We start from the raw sequence: 16,741 nt of genomic DNA on the forward strand, positions 1-16,741 counted from the left end.
GCTTATTCGTCGTCGCCGTCGTCGTCGCTGCTGCCGCCGCCGGCACCCGCGGCTGGTGCGCTTTGGGCTTCGAGACGCTCAAGTTCGCGCTGGCGCTGACGTTCGCGCTCACGCTCGCGTTCGCGTTCCTTATTGCGCTCGCGGTCGAGTTCGAACTGGATCATGCGCTCGTCGAGATAGGATCCGACGATGTTGCCGAGTTCTTCGGTCTTGTTCTCGAAGAAGTGGTTGGCGCCCTGTACGATTTCGTGGGTGATCTTGATGCCCTTTTGCACCTTCACCTTTGCGGCCATCTCGACGACGGAGGGTGTCGGGACGACGCGGTCCATGTCGCCGTTGATGATCAAGCCCGACGATGGGCAGGGCGCCAGGAACGAGAAATCGTAGAGGTTCGAAGGCGGAGCAACGCAGATGAAGCCATCGACCTCGGGCCGGCGCATCAGAAGCTGCATGGCGATCCAGGTTCCGAACGAGACGCCGGCTATCCAGCAGGTTTTCGCGTCGGGCTTGACGAGCTGAAGCCAGTCGAGGGCGGAGGCCGCATCGGCAAGTTCCCCGGGGCCGCCGTCCCAGACGCCCTGGCTGCGGCCGACGCCGCGGAAGTTGAAGCGCAGCACCGAAAATCCGCGGGCGGCGAAGGTGTGATAGAGCGTGTAGACGACCTGGTTGTTCATCGTGCCCCCGAACTGCGGATGGGGGTGGAGGATGAGCGCGATCGGGCTGTCGGCGTTGCTCTCGTGGTGATACCGGGCCTCAAGGCGTCCGCCGGGGCCATTTATTATGAGTTCAGGCATTCGTTACTCGATTTCGTTCGTGTGGAATGGAGCCGCCGGCAAGCGCCGGGGCGACGTCAGCTAGGCTGACTGCGGCGTTTTGGCGTTCAAATCCTTGTGGCTCGAACTCTCAATCCTTGACTTCAGCACTCAGGATTTCCATAAACTTAGAACCGTTCGAAATGTAGGGGCTCGCGTTGGTAAACGTCAGACCCTGCCGGTCGGGCGGGTCTCTTAGCACAATCCGGGGTGCCGGACGCAAGCTAAGGATGCGCGAGACATGGATTCCGCCGCCATTTGGGGCGACGACAGTCCGGAGATCAAGACGTGGAACTGACGACCAAAGGCCGGTACGCGGTCATGGCCATGGCGGACCTTGCCGGCCATGCGCAGGATGGAGCGACATCCCTTTCGGTCGTGGCAGAGCGCCAGAGCCTGCCGCTTTCCTATCTCGAACAGCTTTTCGTTCCATTGCGCCGCGCAGGCCTGGTCGAGAGCGCCCGAGGCCGCTCGGGCGGTTATCGGCTTGCGAAGCCGGCAGCCGAGATTTCGATCGCCGACGTCATGGGTGCTGTCGAAGAGGATACGCGGTTCACGCGCTGCTCTCACAACGATCCGCGCTGCTCGGCCTCGACGCCATGCGTGACGCACGGGTTGTGGAGTGCCCTCAGCGATACGACCGAAAAGTTTATGTCGTCGGTCAGCTTGGCCGATGTCATTGCGGGCGGAAAATTTTCAGCGCGGACGACGCGCGGTGCGCATCAGGCGTCTGCGCGCGGGAGCGTTCGGAGAACGTATCTCGACTACAACGCGACCGCGCCGCTCAGGCCGGAAGCCAAGGCGGCGATGGTCGAAGCACTCGATGTCGTCGGCAATCCGTCATCGGTGCATGCCGAAGGTCGTCGCGCACGTTCGATCATCGAAGCGGCGCGTGAAAGCGTGGCACGGCTCGTTGGGGCGAAGCCTTCGGAGGTCGTCTTTACCAGCGGTGCGAGCGAAGCGAACACCTGGGCATTGTCGCAGCCATGGGTGACGATTTTCACGAGCGGCATCGAGCACGATTCAGTGCTGGCGCCGGCGCGAGCGTCGAAGGCAGCGCTTCATATGCTGGCCGTTGGGACCGACGGCAGGGTGAAGATTGACGACATTGCCGAGCGTTTGGCATCGGAGAATTTCGCCCGTCCCGCCGTCATCGCGGTGCAGCTCGCGAACAACGAAACTGGCGTGATTCAGCCGGTCGCGGAAATCGCCGAACTCGCTCGCGCAAACGGCGTAAAAATGCACGTCGATGCGGTGCAGGCCGCAGGGCGGATCGGGATCGACTTCGAAAGTCTCGGAGCCGATACGCTGGCGATCTCTGCGCACAAGTTTGGCGGCCCGAAGGGTATCGGCGCGCTGGTCATTCGCGATCATTTCGATCTCGTGCCGCTGATCAGAGGCGGCGGCCAGGAGCGTCGTCGCCGGGCCGGGACGGAAAACATCGCGGCAATCGCCGGCTTTGGCGCGGCCGCGGAAGCAGCGCTTCGCGAGATCGGTGAAATCGGCGCCATCGAAGCGCTACGCGACAGGTTTGAAGCCGAGTTGAAGCGCATCACGCCGACTGCGGTGATCGTCGGTGAGGGCGCGCCGAGGCTGGCAAATACCACTTCGCTTGCGGTGCCGGGAAAGCTCGCCGAGACGCTGGTCATTCGGCTTGATCTCGCGGGCATTGCTGTTAGCGCGGGTTCGGCGTGCTCGTCGGGCAAGGTCGGCGCGAGTCATGTGCTGGAGGCGATGGGTTTGGGCAACGACGTCGTATCGAGCGCCATTCGCATCAGCCTCGGTCCGACGACGACGGAAGACGATATCGCGGCATTTCTCGCTGCGTGGAAGACGATTGCTGGCGAGCCGGCGCTCGCGGCGTGAGGATTTAGGTTTTCGAGTGCGGCCGAAAGGTTGCGCGTAAGGAAGAGAGACGAAGAATGGCTGCTGTTCAGGAGACGATCGATCAAGTTCGCAAGATCGATGTCGACCAGTACAAGTATGGTTTCGAGACGAAGATCGACAGCATCATGGCGCCGAAGGGCCTTGATGAAACGACTGTGCGTTTCATTTCGGCCAAGAAGGGCGAGCCGGAGTGGCTTTTGAACTGGCGGCTCGAGGCGTTTACGCGCTGGAAGGCGATGACCGAGCCGACGTGGGCGAAGGTCCATTATCCGAAGATCGATTTTCAGGACCTTTATTACTACTCGGCGCCGAAGTCGACGGAGGGGCCGAAGAGCCTCGCCGAGGTCGACCCGGAACTGCTTGAAACCTACAAGAAGCTCGGCATTCCGCTGAAAGAGCAGGAAGTGCTGGCGGGCGTGCAGGGTTCGCGCGTTGCTGTCGATGCCGTGTTCGACAGCGTGTCGGTGGTCACGACCTTCAAGGACGAACTGAAGAAAGCGGGCGTGATTTTCTGCTCGATTTCGGAGGCGGTGCGCGAGCATCCCGAGTTGGTGAAGAAGTATCTGGGCTCGGTCGTGCCGCAGTCCGACAATTTCTATGCGGCGCTGAACTCGGCGGTGTTTTCCGATGGCTCGTTCGTCTACGTGCCGGAAGGCGTTCGCTGCCCGATGGAGCTTTCGACCTACTTCCGCATCAATGCGAAGCAAACGGGCCAGTTCGAACGCACGCTGATCATCGCCGACCGCGGCGCATATGTTTCCTATCTCGAAGGCTGCACGGCGCCGATGCGCGACGAGCATCAGTTGCACGCGGCAGTCGTCGAACTCGTCGCGCTGGACGATGCCGAGATCAAATATTCGACCGTCCAGAACTGGTATCCAGGCGATGCCAACGGCAAGGGTGGCGTTTACAATTTCGTGACGAAACGTGGCGACTGCCGCGGTCATCACTCGAAAATTTCGTGGACGCAGGTTGAGACGGGTTCCGCGATCACGTGGAAGTATCCGAGCTGCATCCTGCGCGGAGACTACTCGCGCGGCGAGTTCTATTCGATCGCGGTATCGAACGGACATCAGCAGGTCGACAGCGGCACCAAGATGATTCACCTCGGCAAGAATTCGTCGAGCCGGATCATCTCGAAAGGCATCGCGGCGGGGTTTTCGCAGAATACGTATCGCGGGCTTGTGTCGGCGCATCGGAAAGCGACGAACGTGCGCAACTTCACGAACTGCGACTCGCTTCTGATCGGCGACAAGTGTGGTGCGCATACGGTGCCGTATATCGAGGCGAAGAATTCGAGCGCGCACTTCGAGCACGAGGCGACGACGTCGAAGATATCCGACGACATGCTGTTCTACTGCCGTCAGCGCGGGCTTTCGTCGGAGGAGGCGGTGGCGCTTGTTGTCAATGGCTTCGTGCGCGATGTGCTGCAGCAGTTGCCGATGGAGTTCATGGCCGAAAGCCAAAAGCTGATCGGTATCAGCCTCGAAGGTTCGGTCGGTTGATGGTTGTCGTGGATGGCCGCCTTCGCGGCCATGACGGATTGAGAATTGAAGTTTGTAGGAACGGTTGTTGAAATGCTTGAGATCAAAAACCTGCACGTGAAGCTCGCGGACGAGGATCGGGAGATCCTCAAAGGGCTGTCGCTGACGGTGCCGAAGGGTGAAGTGCACGCGATCATGGGACCGAACGGTTCGGGCAAGTCGACGCTGGCCTATGTGCTCGCGGGTCGTGACGGCTATGAGGTGACTGACGGCGACATCCTGTGGAACGGCGAGTCGGTGATCAACATGGAACCCGATGAGCGGGCGGCCAAAGGCGTCTTCCTGGCGTTTCAGTATCCGATGGAGATTCCCGGTGTCGCGGGGCTGACTTTCCTGCGGACCGCGCTCAATGCGGTGCGGAAGAAGCGCGGGGAAGCCGAGCTGACGACGCCTGCATTCCTGAAGCTCGTCAAAGAAAAGGGTCAGAAGCTCAACATCGACGTCGATATGCTGAAGCGGCCAGTGAATGTCGGGTTCTCGGGCGGCGAGAAAAAGCGTTCGGAAATCCTGCAGATGGCGTTGCTGGAGCCGACCCTGTGCGTGCTCGATGAAACGGATTCGGGACTCGATATCGACGCGCTGCGGATTGTGTCGGAAGGTGTCAACGCGCTGCGCGACAAGGATCGCGCGTTTCTCGTCATCACGCACTATCAGCGGCTTCTGAACTACATCGTGCCCGACAAGGTGCACGTGCTAGCTGACGGGCGCATCCAGAAGACGGGTGGCAAGGAATTGGCGCTTGAACTCGAAAAGTCGGGCTACGCTGAATACACCCATAAGGCGGCGTAACATGAATGTTGCAGTAATGAAGACCAAGGCCGAGCAGGCCATTTCGGAGAGCTTCGAGACAGCCGCTCCGAAACTGCCGGGAACGGAAGTCATAAAGGAGCGGCGCGCCGGTGCGATGGGCATGTTCGGCGGCCTTGGCTTGCCCCATCGGCGCATCGAGGAATGGAAGTACACGGATCTGCGCGCCAACGTGAAGGAGATCCTGCCGGCGGCGGTCGAAGATCAAACGCCGCTGACGATCGCCGAATTGATCATTGCGCTCGGACCGCTGGCGCATGTCGACGCGCATCGCATCGTGTTCGTCAACGGTCATTTCCGCGCCGGGCTCGGCGACTTCGATCAGGTGGACGGCATCCAGATTTCGGCCCTCGGCGCGTTGCTATCGTCGGCCACGGAAGACATGGGCGCGGCGCTTGCAACGACACCTGAGGGCGGCGATGCGGTCGAAGCGCTAAACACCGCTTTTATGACCGACGGCGCGGTTGTGACCGTTGCCGAAGGCGCTTCGGTCGAGAAGCCTTTGCTGATCGTTTTCGTGCGGGCCGGCGCTGAGGCATCGTCCGTCGCCGTTCGAAATTTCCTGACGGTCGGAAAAGGCGGGACGGCGACCATCATCGAAGCGCATGTGGTATTGCCCGGCGCAGCGGACGAGGCGCAGCTCAACGCGCTGACAGAAGTGACGGTGGGCAAGAGCGCGACGCTGCATCACGTGAAAGTCGCGGTCGATCGAGGCAAGGCGCTGCACCTGAGCAATTGCGATGTCACACTTGAGGCTGATGCAAGTTATCGCAACTTCCAGTTTTCTTCGGGCTTGGGGATTGCGCGCAACGGCCTCAACGTGATTTTCGACGGCGAGGGCGGCAAGCTCGATCTTTCCGGGGCGTATCTCGCACGGAAGGCCGAACATATTGATACGACGCTGGTCGTCGATCATGCGGTGCCGCGGTGCGAAAGCCGAGAGCTGTTCAAAGGGGTTCTCGACGGCCATGGCCGCGGCGTGTTCCAGGGCAAGATCATCGTTCGTCCGGATGCGCAGAAGACCGACGGCAAGCAGATGTCGCAGGCGCTGATGCTGTCGGAAGACGCGGAATTCGATTCCAAGCCCGAGCTCGAGATCTATGCGGACGATGTCGTCTGCGGTCACGGGACGACGGCGGCCGAACTCGATACGGATCTGCTTTTCTATTGCCGGTCGCGCGGCATTCCGGAGAAAGAAGCGCGCGCGCTGATGATCGAATCCTTTATTGGTGAAGCCATCGAGAAGGTTGAAAACGAGCAGCTTCGGGATGCGCTGACGGCCTACGCCGTCGAGTGGCTCGGGCGCTCTCCTCGCCGATAGCTTGGGCGGACAGATATCATGGGACGTGAATCGACCATTGCCGTTGCTCGAAGCTCCGCATCGCACGCGGGCCTTACGGCCGCTCCTTACGATGTCGAGCGTATCCGTGCGGATTTTCCGATCCTTTTTCGGGAAGTGAACGACAGGCCGCTGGTCTATCTTGATAACGGAGCGTCGGCGCAGAAGCCTCTGCCGGTCATCGAAGCGATGGATCATGCGTATCGCTTCGAATACGCGAACGTGCATCGCGGCCTGCATTACTTGTCGAACACGGCAACCGAGAAATACGAAGCCGCGCGCGAGACGACGCGCCGGTTTCTCAATGCCGAGCATTCGGACGAGATCATTTTTACCCGCAACGCCACGAGCGCGATCAATCTCGTGTCGCGATCGTTCGGCGAACCCAGGATCGGCGAGGGTGATGAAATCGTCATCACGATCATGGAGCATCATGCCAACATCGTGCCGTGGCATTTTCTTAGAGCGCGGAATGGCGCGGTTCTGAAGTGGGCGCCGATGACTGATCGCGGCGAACTGATCGTCGAAAAGCTCGACGCCCTGATCAGCAAGCGCACGAAGCTCGTCGCTGTGACGCATATGTCGAACGTGCTTGGCACGATCAACCCGGTGAAGGAAATCATTCGAATCGCGCACGGCAAGGGCGTTCCGGTGCTGATCGACGGTAGCCAGGCCGCGGTCCACATGGCTGTCGATGTGCGCGATCTCGATGCCGATTTTTATGTGTTCACGGGCCATAAGACCTACGGGCCGTCGGGCATCGGCGTGCTTTATGCGAAGCGTCAATGGCTGCAATCGATGCCGCCTTACGAGGGCGGTGGCGACATGATCGAGAGCGTGACGCTCGATAATGTCACGTATAACCAGCCGCCGCACAGGTTCGAAGCTGGTACTCCGCCGATTGTCGAGGCTGTCGGTTTGGGCGCGGCGCTCAATTACATGATGCAGATCGGGCGCGAAAAGATTTCACGCTACGAAGCGGAACTCGGCGCTTACGCGGCGGAGCGATTGGCGGAATTGCCATGGCTGAAGCTTTACGGCACGGCTCCGGGAAAAGGCGCGATCTTTTCGTTTACGATCGACGGGTTGCATCCGCACGACGTGTCGACGATCATCGATCGCTCGGGCGTGGCGATCCGCGCCGGCCACCACTGCGCGCAGCCACTCATGGAGCGTATGGGCGTGACTGCAACCTGCCGCGCGTCTTTCGCGTTGTACAACACCAAGGCTGAAGTCGAGGCGCTGGTGGCGGCGCTCACTAAAGCCCATGACTTGTTTACGTAAGGAGCTTCCGGATGGACGATAGGAAGCCGATAGATGATCGTGAAGCGCTGAAGTCGGCGGTTGAGGCGATGGATGCGCCGCCGGTAATGCCGCCCGACGGCGGCGTCGCGCCGGATACTGGCGAGGATGGCGGTGCAAAGGCCGATGCCAGTGCGTCGTCGCTGCCGCCCGAGGAGATCGAGCGGCTGACCAATGACATCGTCGCGGCGCTGAAGACCGTCTACGATCCGGAAATTCCGGCCGACATCTATGAGCTCGGACTGATCTATAAGGTCGAGGTCGACGACGACCGCAATGTCGACATCAACATGACGCTGACGGCGCCGGGCTGTCCTGTCGCAGGCGAGATGCCGGTGTGGGTCGAGAACGCTGTTAATGCGGTCCCGGGTGTCGCTGGAACGAAGGTCAACATCGTGTTCGACCCGCCGTGGGACCAGAGCCGCATGTCGGACGAAGCGCGGCTGGCCGTCGGCATGTTCTGACGGGGCTCGCTTTTGAACGCCGAATTCCCATATACTTGCCAACACTCGCCCAACCACGGAGGCCGCTGTGCCCTCGCTTAGAATGATGCCAAAGGTGATGACCCTGACCGATGCGGCCGCGGCGCGCGTCTCTGCGCTGCTTGCGCAGAAGCCGGGCGTCAAGGCACTCAAGATCGGCATCAAGAAGGGCGGCTGCGCCGGCATGGAGTACACCCTGACCTGGGCGGAAGAGATCGGCAAATTCGATGAAGTCATCGAGGATAAAGGCGCGGTCGTGCTGATCGATCCGGCGGCGATCATGTACCTGATCGGCACCGAAATGGACTACAAGACCGATAAGCTGGCATCGCAGTTCGTGTTCAACAATCCGAACCAGAAGAGCGCCTGCGGTTGCGGCGAGAGCGTCAATCTGGAGCCTGCGACGCCCGAGGGCTTTGCTCCGGCCGGTTGATGACATGAACGCGGGCGGTTGATCCATGTCCGCGAATGATGATCTGCTCGAGATTCTAAAAGAAGCGTTGGATCGCGCCGGTTCCGTCAGCGGGCGGCGCATGTTCGGTGGTGTCGGCGTCTATTTCAACGGCACATTTTTCGCCATCATCGACGACGGAGCAGTTTACCTCAAAATCTCGGACGAGATGCAGGCCCAGTTCGAAGCCGAGGGGTCACGCGCGTTCTCATACATGACAAAAAAGGGCGCGGCGGAGCTGCGCACTTATTGGCGGCTGCCCGAACGGCTTCTCGATGAGCCGGATGAGTTGTACGAATGGGCGCGGGCGTCCATTGCTGCCGCGCGGGATGTGGCGGAAAGAAAAAAAGCGCCAGCTTCAAAATCTCGAGCAAAAGCCAAATCGAGAACGTCCAATAACCGACGTTGACGTGGATGGCCGCCAGCGCGGCCATGACGGTAGGTTGAGGCATCGAGCGCTCAACTCTCATGCTGTCTGCTCGGCAGCCCCGGACCGCACGAGACGATCAAATGAATCGTCGTCTACAATCCACGTGATGGCCGCGCAGGCGGCCATCGACGCGATGCGCCGGGAGAAAAACCCTTCTCCTCAGCGACGCCTTTATCGCGAGAGAGAAGGAACAAGCCGGCTTTAACCGCGACCGGGGACCTTGATTGGCCGTGCGGGCTTGCGCATGAAGGCCGGCATGTTTTCGGCGAAGCCGAGCCGGTCGCCACTTTTCTGTTGTGGAGGTGGCGGGGATTTGCGCGACTGTTCGTGCGCCGGCTGACGTTTTTCGGGAGTGCCCTCGGTACGGCGCGGCGCTCTCGGCTGGTCCGTCCAGGCGTCAACCTTTGGCTGCTCGCTGTGTTTGGCCGCGCGCGGCTGTTGCGGGCGTTTTGGTTCAGACGGAGGCCGGTCTTGCACGTGAGGTTGCTCGCCATGGCCCGGGGGCGGTGGGCTTTTAGCGGCACGTGCAGGCGCATGGCTTCGTTGCCGGTCGCCCGATGGCTTCTGATCGCGATGACCGGATTGCTGTCCGCGATGGGGCTTTCCTGATTTCTCGTGGCCGCGTCCGCCGCGTCCCCGGCGTCGCTTGCCGGCGCCTGCAATGTCTTCTTCGGTGGGCGGCTCTCCAAGCCAAACGGGTGTTTCGCCGGTGATTTTCTCGATGTCCTTTACGAACTTCAGGTCATCCGGGCTGACAAGCGAAGCGGCGTAGCCTTCGCGACCGGCACGACCGGTGCGGCCGATGCGGTGGACATAGTCGTCGGCGGCCCACGGCAGATCGAAGTTGAAGACGTGCGAAACATCCGGGATGTCGAGGCCGCGGGCGGCGACATCGGAGGCCGCGAGCAGCATGATCTCGCCGTTACGGAACTTGTCGAGCGTGTCCATGCGGCTCGTCTGATCCATATCGCCGTGAAGCGCGCCGGCGTTGAAGCCGTGTTTGGAGAGAGATTTGTAGAGAACGGCGACGTCGCGCTTGCGATTGCAGAAGATGATCGCGTTCTTGACGTTGCCGTTGCGGATCATGTCGCGAAGAACTTCGCGCTTGGCCCAGTCCTCGCCGTTCGGGCAATAGACGAAACGCTGGGTGATGGTTTTGGCGGTGGTCGCTGGTTTGGCAACTTCGATGCGTTCGGGATTGGTCAGGAATTGATCGACCAGACGCGTGATCTCCGGCGGCATCGTGGCCGAGAAGAACAGCGTCTGACGGCGTGGCGGAAACAGCTTGCAGATCTTCTCGATATCCGGGATGAAGCCCATGTCGAGCATGCGATCGGCTTCGTCGATGACGAGAATTTCGACGCCCATCAGCATGACGCGGCCACGGCCGAAATGATCGAGCAGGCGACCGGGCGTGGCGATCAGCACGTCGACGCCGCGGTCGAGCTTTTTCACCTGATCGTCCATCGAGACGCCGCCGATCAGGAGCGCGAGCGATAGCTTATGATTGACGCCATATTTCTCGAAGCTCTGCGCCACCTGGGCGGCGAGTTCGCGCGTCGGCGCCAGGATCAACGAACGCGGCATGCGCGCGCGGGCGCGGCCCGTTTCGAGGCGCGTGATCATCGGAAGAACGAAGGAGGCGGTCTTACCGGTGCCCGTCTGGGCGATGCCGAGGACGTCTCGGCCGGTCACGGCGACCGGAATGGCAGCGGCTTGTATCGGGGTCGGGTTGACGTACCCCGCGGCTGCAATAGCTGCTTGAACCTTGGGCGACAGCCCGAGGTCAGCGAACGTCTTGGTTTCCAAAAGCAGGTATCTCCATCTGCATAGGCTCGAATAGTCCGGCGCGAAGCGTCAGACGATCTTTCGAGAGCGCAGGGGGGACGGGTGCCGAAAGGACCTAAGCCGAATAGGAGTGCGGATCAAAAAAGCATTTAAAAAATGCGCAAATCGATCCCCTGCGCTCCGGCACGCTCGGGTGCTCGCATACATCTTGGAGAATCGCAAGGAAAACCGACCGGTTTTCACGGAGTTGTCCGCGGGGTTGTGTCACAGGGGCGCCGGCGGGGTGATTAAACCCCGCCGGGCGGCGTGTTGGCCCGTTGGTTATTCCTCCAGCAGCCATTTGCCGAACAGGCCGCCAATGACGCCGCCGAGGATCGGCGCGACAAAGAACAGCCAAATTTGCGACAGCGGCTCGCCGCCGGCGTAAACGGCAGGGCCGAAGCTGCGGGCCGGGTTGACGGACGTGTTCGAGATCGGGATCGACATGATGTGGATTGCCGTCAGCGCCAGGCCGATGGCGATAGGCGCCATGAGCGATGGCCCGTTGGCGCGGGTAACGCCGACGATGACGACCAGGAAGAACGCGGTCAGGACGGTTTCGAGGATAAAGACCTCGGAGAGGGTGGCTTTCAGCATCGACAGATCACCGTAGCCATTGGCAGCGAAAGTCGGACTCGTATGGCCGACGAGCGAGAAAATTCCGCAGGCGGCGCAGGCGCCAAGAAGCTGGGCGACAACATACTGCAGGGCGGTGCCGAGTTCGAAACGGCCGGCGGCGACGAGCCCAAGCGATACGGCAGGATTGTAATGGCCGCCAGAGATCTGACCTATCGCAAAGGCGGTGACCATGACGGTGATGCCGATGCAAAATGCGACGCCGAGAATTCCGGCCGCCCCGGAGGGCGCTCCGAAGGAATAGAACGCCGATCCAAGAATGGAAGACATCAGCATAAATGTGCCAAAGGCCTCAGCCGCTAATGCTCTGCTATTCATGCGAAATGTTCTCCTTGAGGTTTTCTGTCTCTTTAGCGCGAGCTCTTTTTCTTCGCGGCGCAAACTCAAGCTCCGCTCCGACGCACGGCTGCAACTGAACTCAGGCCGTAGACTCGCCGGCCCAACGCGCAGGCTGAATTTTGCTTAACGACCCGCCACAGGCGGACAAGAGCTTATTTGTCGTATCAACGAAATTGACTTTGTGGCCCATATTCGGCGGCGTAGATTTCGGCGGGGGGATGCCGGCTACAGTGCTTGAACATCTCAAGTAAGCTAGAGTGGATGGCGCTGCGGAACCTGATTCGCGCCCTTTGTCTTATGGGCTGGACAGATGCGCAGGGCAATTCGCGAGGATCGTACAGATGGCCGTAAATGCGCAATCAGCGGCAAGTGGTCTGACAGCCCGCAATGCTGCAGCGAGCCCGTCCGACGCTCGTCCGAAAGGCGTGCGCCGAGGCGACGCCATCCGGGAATTGAAGAAGCGAAATAACTATACGAACTTCGCCCACATCGGCTTCGTCTATCTCGTCATCGTCGCGACGATCGCGGCCACGATCTGGAGTTATGGCGCCGTTGCGGCAGCCGGTCTCGAATGGTGGTGGAATATTCCGATGACGCTGCTGTGCATCGCCATCATTGGCGCTTCGCAGCATCAGTTCGGTGGCGTCATCCACGAGGGTACGCACTTCACGCTGTTCGAAAACAAGATCCTGAACGAAGCGGTTTCCGATTGGCTCGGCGGCTTTCCGATCTTTACGTCGACCTTTCAGTACCGGCTGCATCACCTCGCGCATCATCAGTTCATCAACGATCCGCTACGTGACCCCGATTGGGCGCAGCTCGATGAAAGTGGGCACCATCTCGATTTCCCGATTACGCATGTCGAAATGCTGAAAGAACTGGGGAAGCAGCTCTGGCTGCCGAACCTCTTCCGCTACATGATCGTGCGTGCTCGCTACAGCGCGCTCGGAACTGACAACAATCCGTATATGGACCGCGAGCGGCAGGGCGAGCGCCTACCGACGCTGATGGGAGTGATTTACGCTGTGGCGGTGCCGATCGCTGCGATCCCGCTGATCAGGGGAGGACACGGCGCCTGGGCATTCGCGGCTATTGGGGCACTGACGGCGATCGTCGTGTCTTACTTTTATTTCCTCGACGAAAACAAGCTGCCGCACGCGCATGTCGACACGGTGATTTCGCATCGGGTGACGAACATCAGCCGCATTGTCTACATGGCGATCACCTATACGGCGCTCACTGCAGTCGAGGTCGCGGGGTGGGGCAGGGCATGGGATTTCTACGGCCTGCTCTGGATCTTGCCGCTGTTTACGACATTCCCGCTGTTCATGATCATGCGGCAGTGGGTACAGCATGGGAATGCCGATCGCGGGCGGTACACGAACACGCGTGTTTTCCTCGTCAATCCCTTCATCCGCTATGCCGTGTTTCCGTTCGGAATGGATTATCACCTGCCGCACCACATCTATGCGTCGGTGCCGCACTACAAGCTCAAGGGTTTGCACGAGCTGCTGCTGGAAGATCCGCAGTATCGCGAGAAGGGCATTGTCGTGGAGGGGTATTTCAATTCGCCTCACGGCAAGGTCGAGGAGCGCAACCCGACCGTCATCGAAGTGCTCGGCGAAAAGTATGCGCCCAAGCCTGACGGCGAGATCTACGTCGATACCGATACTCTCGAATATGCGAAAGTGAGCGACGCGGCTGCTATCGAGCAGCAGAACGAAAAGTCCGCGCGCGGCGAGTAAGCGGTAGTTTGCGCCGCCCGCGCGGCCATGACGGGGCGGCGTGGACTTGCCCGTCAGATATCTAGATCCTTGGCGAAGGCGGCGTTTTCCTGGATGAAACGGAAGCGCGCTTCGGGCTTTGAGCCCATCAACGCGTTGACGACTTCCGACAGGCTTTCGCGGGCGCCTTCGGCGATGGCGACGCGCAGAAGCGTGCGGCGCTTCTTGTCCATCGTCGTTTCCTTCAAGTCCTTGAAGTCCATTTCGCCGAGGCCTTTGAAGCGTGTCACCTTCGGCTTCTTGTTCTTGAAGTGGGTCGCGAGCAACTCGTCGCGGTGCGCCTCGGTGCGGGCGTAGGCCACGTCGCTCTTGTCGGAGATCTTATAGAGGGGCGGGACAGCCAGGAAGAGGTGGCCGTTTTCGACCAGCTCAGGCATCTCCTGATAGAAGAAGGTTATGAGCAACGATGCAATGTGGGCGCCGTCGACGTCGGCGTCTGTCATGACGATCACGCGTTCGTAGCGCAGATCCTCATCGCGATATTTGGTGCCGGTGCCGACGCCGAGGGCCTGGATCAAATCCGCAAGCAGCTGGTTCTGCGACAGCTTCGCCGATGACGCGTTGGCGACGTTGAGGATCTTGCCGCGCAGCGGCAGTACCGCCTGGGTTTCGCGATCGCGCGCGCTCTTGGCACTGCCGCCGGCCGAGTCGCCTTCGACGATGAAGATTTCGGTGCCAGCGGCCTGCTGGATCGAGCAGTCGGCGAGCTTGCCGGGAAGGCGAAGCTTGCGTGTTGCGGACTGGCGGCCGACCTCTTTTTCGCGGCGGCGCTTCAGGCGTTCTTCGGACTGGTCGATGGTCCACTCGAGCAGGCGTGTCGCCTGCTGCGGACTATCTGCCAGCCAGTGGTCGAAAGCGTCCCGCACGGCTGTTTCGACGATTTTCGTAGCTTCGACAGTTGCGAGCTTGTCCTTGGTCTGGCCCTGGAATTCGGGCTCGCGCACGAAGACCGACAGCATAGACGCGGCCGTCCCCATGACGTCTTCGGAGGTGATCTGCTGGGCCTTTTTGGAGCCGACAAGCTCACCGTAAGCGCGCAGTCCCTTGTAGAGCGCCTGGCGCAGACCGTTTTCGTGCGTGCCGCCTTCGGGCGTCGGAATGGTGTTGCAGTAGGACGAGGAGAAACCGTCTTCGTCGGAGATCCAGGCGACGGCCCATTCGACTGAGCCGTGGCCGGCATCCTTTTCGACGCGGCCCGCGAAAATCTCTTTTGTCACTCGCGTCCGGCCTTCGATCGACGAGGTCAGGTAATCGCTGAGGCCGCCCGGGAAATGGAAGGTCGCCTCAGCGGGCGTATCGTCCTTGATGAGCTCGGGCGCGCATTTCCAGCGGATTTCGACGCCGCCGAACAGGTAGGCTTTCGAGCGGGCCATTTTCATCAGGCGTGCCGGCTTAAACGCGGCGCCCTTGCCGAAGATCTTTTCGTCCGGCTTGAAGCGGACCTTGGTGCCGCGTCGGTTCATAATGGAGCCGAGCTTTTCGAGCTTGGTCTGCGGCTCGCCGCGCGAGAACACCATGCGATAAAGCTGCTGGTCGCGGGCGACCTGGACTTCCAGCGTTTCCGACAGTGCGTTGACGACCGAGACGCCGACGCCGTGCAAGCCGCCGGAGGTGTTGTAGGCCTTTGAATCGAACTTGCCGCCAGCGTGCAGGATGGTCATGACGACTTCGAGCGCGCTCTTGTTCTTGTATTTCGGGTGCGGGCCGACCGGAATGCCGCGGCCATTGTCGGTAACGCTCAAGAAGCCGTCGGTGGAAAGTTCGACCTCGATCCAGGTGGCGTGGCCGGCGACGGCCTCGTCCATCGAGTTGTCGATGACTTCGGCGAACAGATGGTGCATCGCCTTTTCGTCGGTGCCGCCGATATACATGCCGGGGCGGCGGCGCACGGGCTCCAGGCCTTCCAGCACCTCGATGTGCTGTTCGCTGTAGGCGCTTTCGACAGGTTTGCGGGCACGCGACGATTTCTCAGTCATTTCGCTTTCGAATTCCGGAAAAAGGTCTGTTTGCGATCGGCTCATTGGCAGCCTCGGTCGTGCTATGGCGTAACCACGCATTCGGGAAGAAGCGGCGGGGACGCACGACGGCTCAAGCCGCTGAAGCGAATCTTGCGAGGCTTCTTATAGCCCGAGCCGGGCCGCGGCTACCATGCCGTTTCCGACTTGTGGCCGCTCTGCAACTTGCGGTCGGTATCAGACTGCGACGTTATCGATCAGACGTGTCTTGCCGAGCCATGCGGCGGCCAGAACGCGCATCGGGCGACCACTTGAATTCGGCACGGGTTCCAGTGTTTCGGCATCTCGGACCTCGACATAGTCGATTTTGCCGAACCCAGCCGAGGTAAGCTTTCGTTTGGCAGTGGAAATGCCGGTCGGAATATCGGCGCCGTTGGCAACGTCCTGAGCGAGAGCGGAGATCGCCGCATAGAGGGCGGGCGCGATTTTGCGGTCGGCAACGGAAAGATAGGCATTCCGCGACGATAGCGCCAGGCCATCGGTATCGCGTTTCGTCGGCATGCCGATCAGTTTTAACGGCATGTCGAGATCGCGGACCATCTGGCGAAGGACGGCCAGCTGCTGAAAATCTTTTTCCCCGAAAATGGCGATATCGGGTGTCACCTGATTGAAAAGCTTGGCGCAGACGGTCGCGACGCCATCGAAGTGCTGCGGGCGAAAGCTACCTTCGAGGTCCTTTGCGGCGCTTCCCGCACGAACGCTGGTCGAGAAGCCTTCCGGATACATTTCTTCCACTGTGGGCGCCCAAACGAGATCGGCGTCGGCCGCCGCAAGCTTTTTCAGATCGCCGGGCTCGTCGCGGGGATAGCGCGACAGATCTTCGTTGGCTGCGAACTGCGTCGGATTGACAAAGATCGAAACGACGGCCCGGCCGGCCTTCTTTTTCGCGAGTTTGACGAGCGCGATGTGGCCGGCATGCAGCGCACCCATCGTCGGCACCAGGCTGATCGAATGGCCGCGTCCACGCCACTTGGCGACTATTTTTCTAAGGTCGTGAACGGTGCGGGCGATTTTGACTGTTTCGGACAAGGGAAAGCCCCGAGCTTATTTTTTGGCCACTCGTGCCGGGATTAATGGGCAACCGTC

14 protein-coding genes are annotated in these 16,741 nt (G+C 60.6%); 9 read left to right on the forward strand and 5 right to left on the reverse strand.

The annotated features are described in order from the left end of the window. Positions 1 to 2 precede the first annotated feature (2 nt). Positions 3 to 794, reverse strand: coding sequence for an alpha/beta hydrolase (locus tag QM780_RS02105; RefSeq protein WP_415068832.1), 792 nt, complete (start codon positions 792 to 794; stop codon positions 3 to 5). A gap of 306 nt (positions 795 to 1,100) precedes the next feature. Here QM780_RS02105 and QM780_RS02110 point away from each other — a divergent pair, with 306 nt between their 5' ends. The 8 genes from QM780_RS02110 (at position 1,101) to QM780_RS02145 (ending at position 9,033) form a co-directional block, all read left to right on the forward strand. Then, positions 1,101 to 2,678 carry an aminotransferase class V-fold PLP-dependent enzyme gene (locus QM780_RS02110; protein ID WP_415068833.1) on the forward strand — a complete coding sequence of 526 codons (1,578 nt, stop codon included), beginning with the start codon at positions 1,101 to 1,103 and terminating at the stop codon, positions 2,676 to 2,678. A gap of 56 nt (positions 2,679 to 2,734) precedes the next feature. After that, complete coding sequence (sufB, locus tag QM780_RS02115) at positions 2,735 to 4,204, forward strand: Fe-S cluster assembly protein SufB (RefSeq protein ID WP_415068834.1); 1,470 nt, start codon at positions 2,735 to 2,737, stop codon at positions 4,202 to 4,204. Between the two features lie 72 nt (positions 4,205 to 4,276). Beyond that, positions 4,277 to 5,032: a Fe-S cluster assembly ATPase SufC gene (gene sufC, locus QM780_RS02120; RefSeq protein ID WP_415068835.1), complete on the forward strand. Its 756-nt coding sequence runs from the start codon at positions 4,277 to 4,279 to the stop codon at positions 5,030 to 5,032. A gap of 1 nt (position 5,033) precedes the next feature. Then, a complete protein-coding gene (sufD, locus tag QM780_RS02125; protein ID WP_415068836.1) occupies positions 5,034 to 6,371 on the forward strand; it encodes a Fe-S cluster assembly protein SufD in 1,338 nt (445 codons plus the stop codon). 18 nt (positions 6,372 to 6,389) lie between these two features. Further along, positions 6,390 to 7,673 (forward strand): cysteine desulfurase, encoded by a 1,284-nt coding sequence (locus tag QM780_RS02130; protein ID WP_415068837.1) that lies wholly within the window; start codon positions 6,390 to 6,392, stop codon positions 7,671 to 7,673. Between the two features lie 86 nt (positions 7,674 to 7,759). After that, positions 7,760 to 8,155 carry an SUF system Fe-S cluster assembly protein gene (locus QM780_RS02135; protein ID WP_415071958.1) on the forward strand — a complete coding sequence of 132 codons (396 nt, stop codon included), beginning with the start codon at positions 7,760 to 7,762 and terminating at the stop codon, positions 8,153 to 8,155. 82 nt (positions 8,156 to 8,237) lie between these two features. Then, a complete protein-coding gene (locus QM780_RS02140; protein ID WP_415071959.1) occupies positions 8,238 to 8,606 on the forward strand; it encodes a HesB/IscA family protein in 369 nt (122 codons plus the stop codon). 25 nt (positions 8,607 to 8,631) lie between these two features. Beyond that, on the forward strand, positions 8,632 to 9,033 hold the full coding sequence (locus QM780_RS02145; protein ID WP_415068838.1) for a TfoX/Sxy family protein: 402 nt from the start codon (positions 8,632 to 8,634) through the stop codon (positions 9,031 to 9,033). Between the two features lie 222 nt (positions 9,034 to 9,255). Here QM780_RS02145 and QM780_RS02150 read toward each other — a convergent pair whose 3' ends face one another. Together QM780_RS02150 and QM780_RS02155 are read right to left on the reverse strand one after the other, a co-directional pair. Continuing rightward, complete coding sequence (locus QM780_RS02150; protein WP_415068839.1) at positions 9,256 to 10,863, reverse strand: DEAD/DEAH box helicase; 1,608 nt, start codon at positions 10,861 to 10,863, stop codon at positions 9,256 to 9,258. A 300-nt stretch (positions 10,864 to 11,163) separates the two neighbouring features. Then, a complete protein-coding gene (locus tag QM780_RS02155; RefSeq protein ID WP_415068840.1) occupies positions 11,164 to 11,835 on the reverse strand; it encodes an aquaporin in 672 nt (223 codons plus the stop codon). 362 nt (positions 11,836 to 12,197) lie between these two features. Here QM780_RS02155 and QM780_RS02160 point away from each other — a divergent pair, with 362 nt between their 5' ends. Beyond that, positions 12,198 to 13,601, forward strand: coding sequence for a fatty acid desaturase family protein (locus QM780_RS02160; protein WP_415068841.1), 1,404 nt, complete (start codon positions 12,198 to 12,200; stop codon positions 13,599 to 13,601). 53 nt (positions 13,602 to 13,654) lie between these two features. Here QM780_RS02160 and parE read toward each other — a convergent pair whose 3' ends face one another. Both parE and panC read right to left on the reverse strand, forming a co-directional pair. After that, the gene (parE, locus tag QM780_RS02165; protein ID WP_415068842.1) at positions 13,655 to 15,661 is read right to left on the reverse strand and encodes a DNA topoisomerase IV subunit B; all 2,007 of its coding nucleotides are present in this window, start codon (positions 15,659 to 15,661) and stop codon (positions 13,655 to 13,657) included. 171 nt (positions 15,662 to 15,832) lie between these two features. Continuing rightward, positions 15,833 to 16,684 carry a pantoate--beta-alanine ligase gene (panC, locus tag QM780_RS02170; RefSeq protein WP_415068843.1) on the reverse strand — a complete coding sequence of 284 codons (852 nt, stop codon included), beginning with the start codon at positions 16,682 to 16,684 and terminating at the stop codon, positions 15,833 to 15,835. Between the last annotated feature and the right edge of the window lie 57 nt (positions 16,685 to 16,741).

It is taken from the genome of Hyphomicrobium sp., assembly GCF_047600905.1.
Taxonomy (GTDB): Bacteria; Pseudomonadota; Alphaproteobacteria; order Rhizobiales; family Hyphomicrobiaceae; genus Hyphomicrobium_B.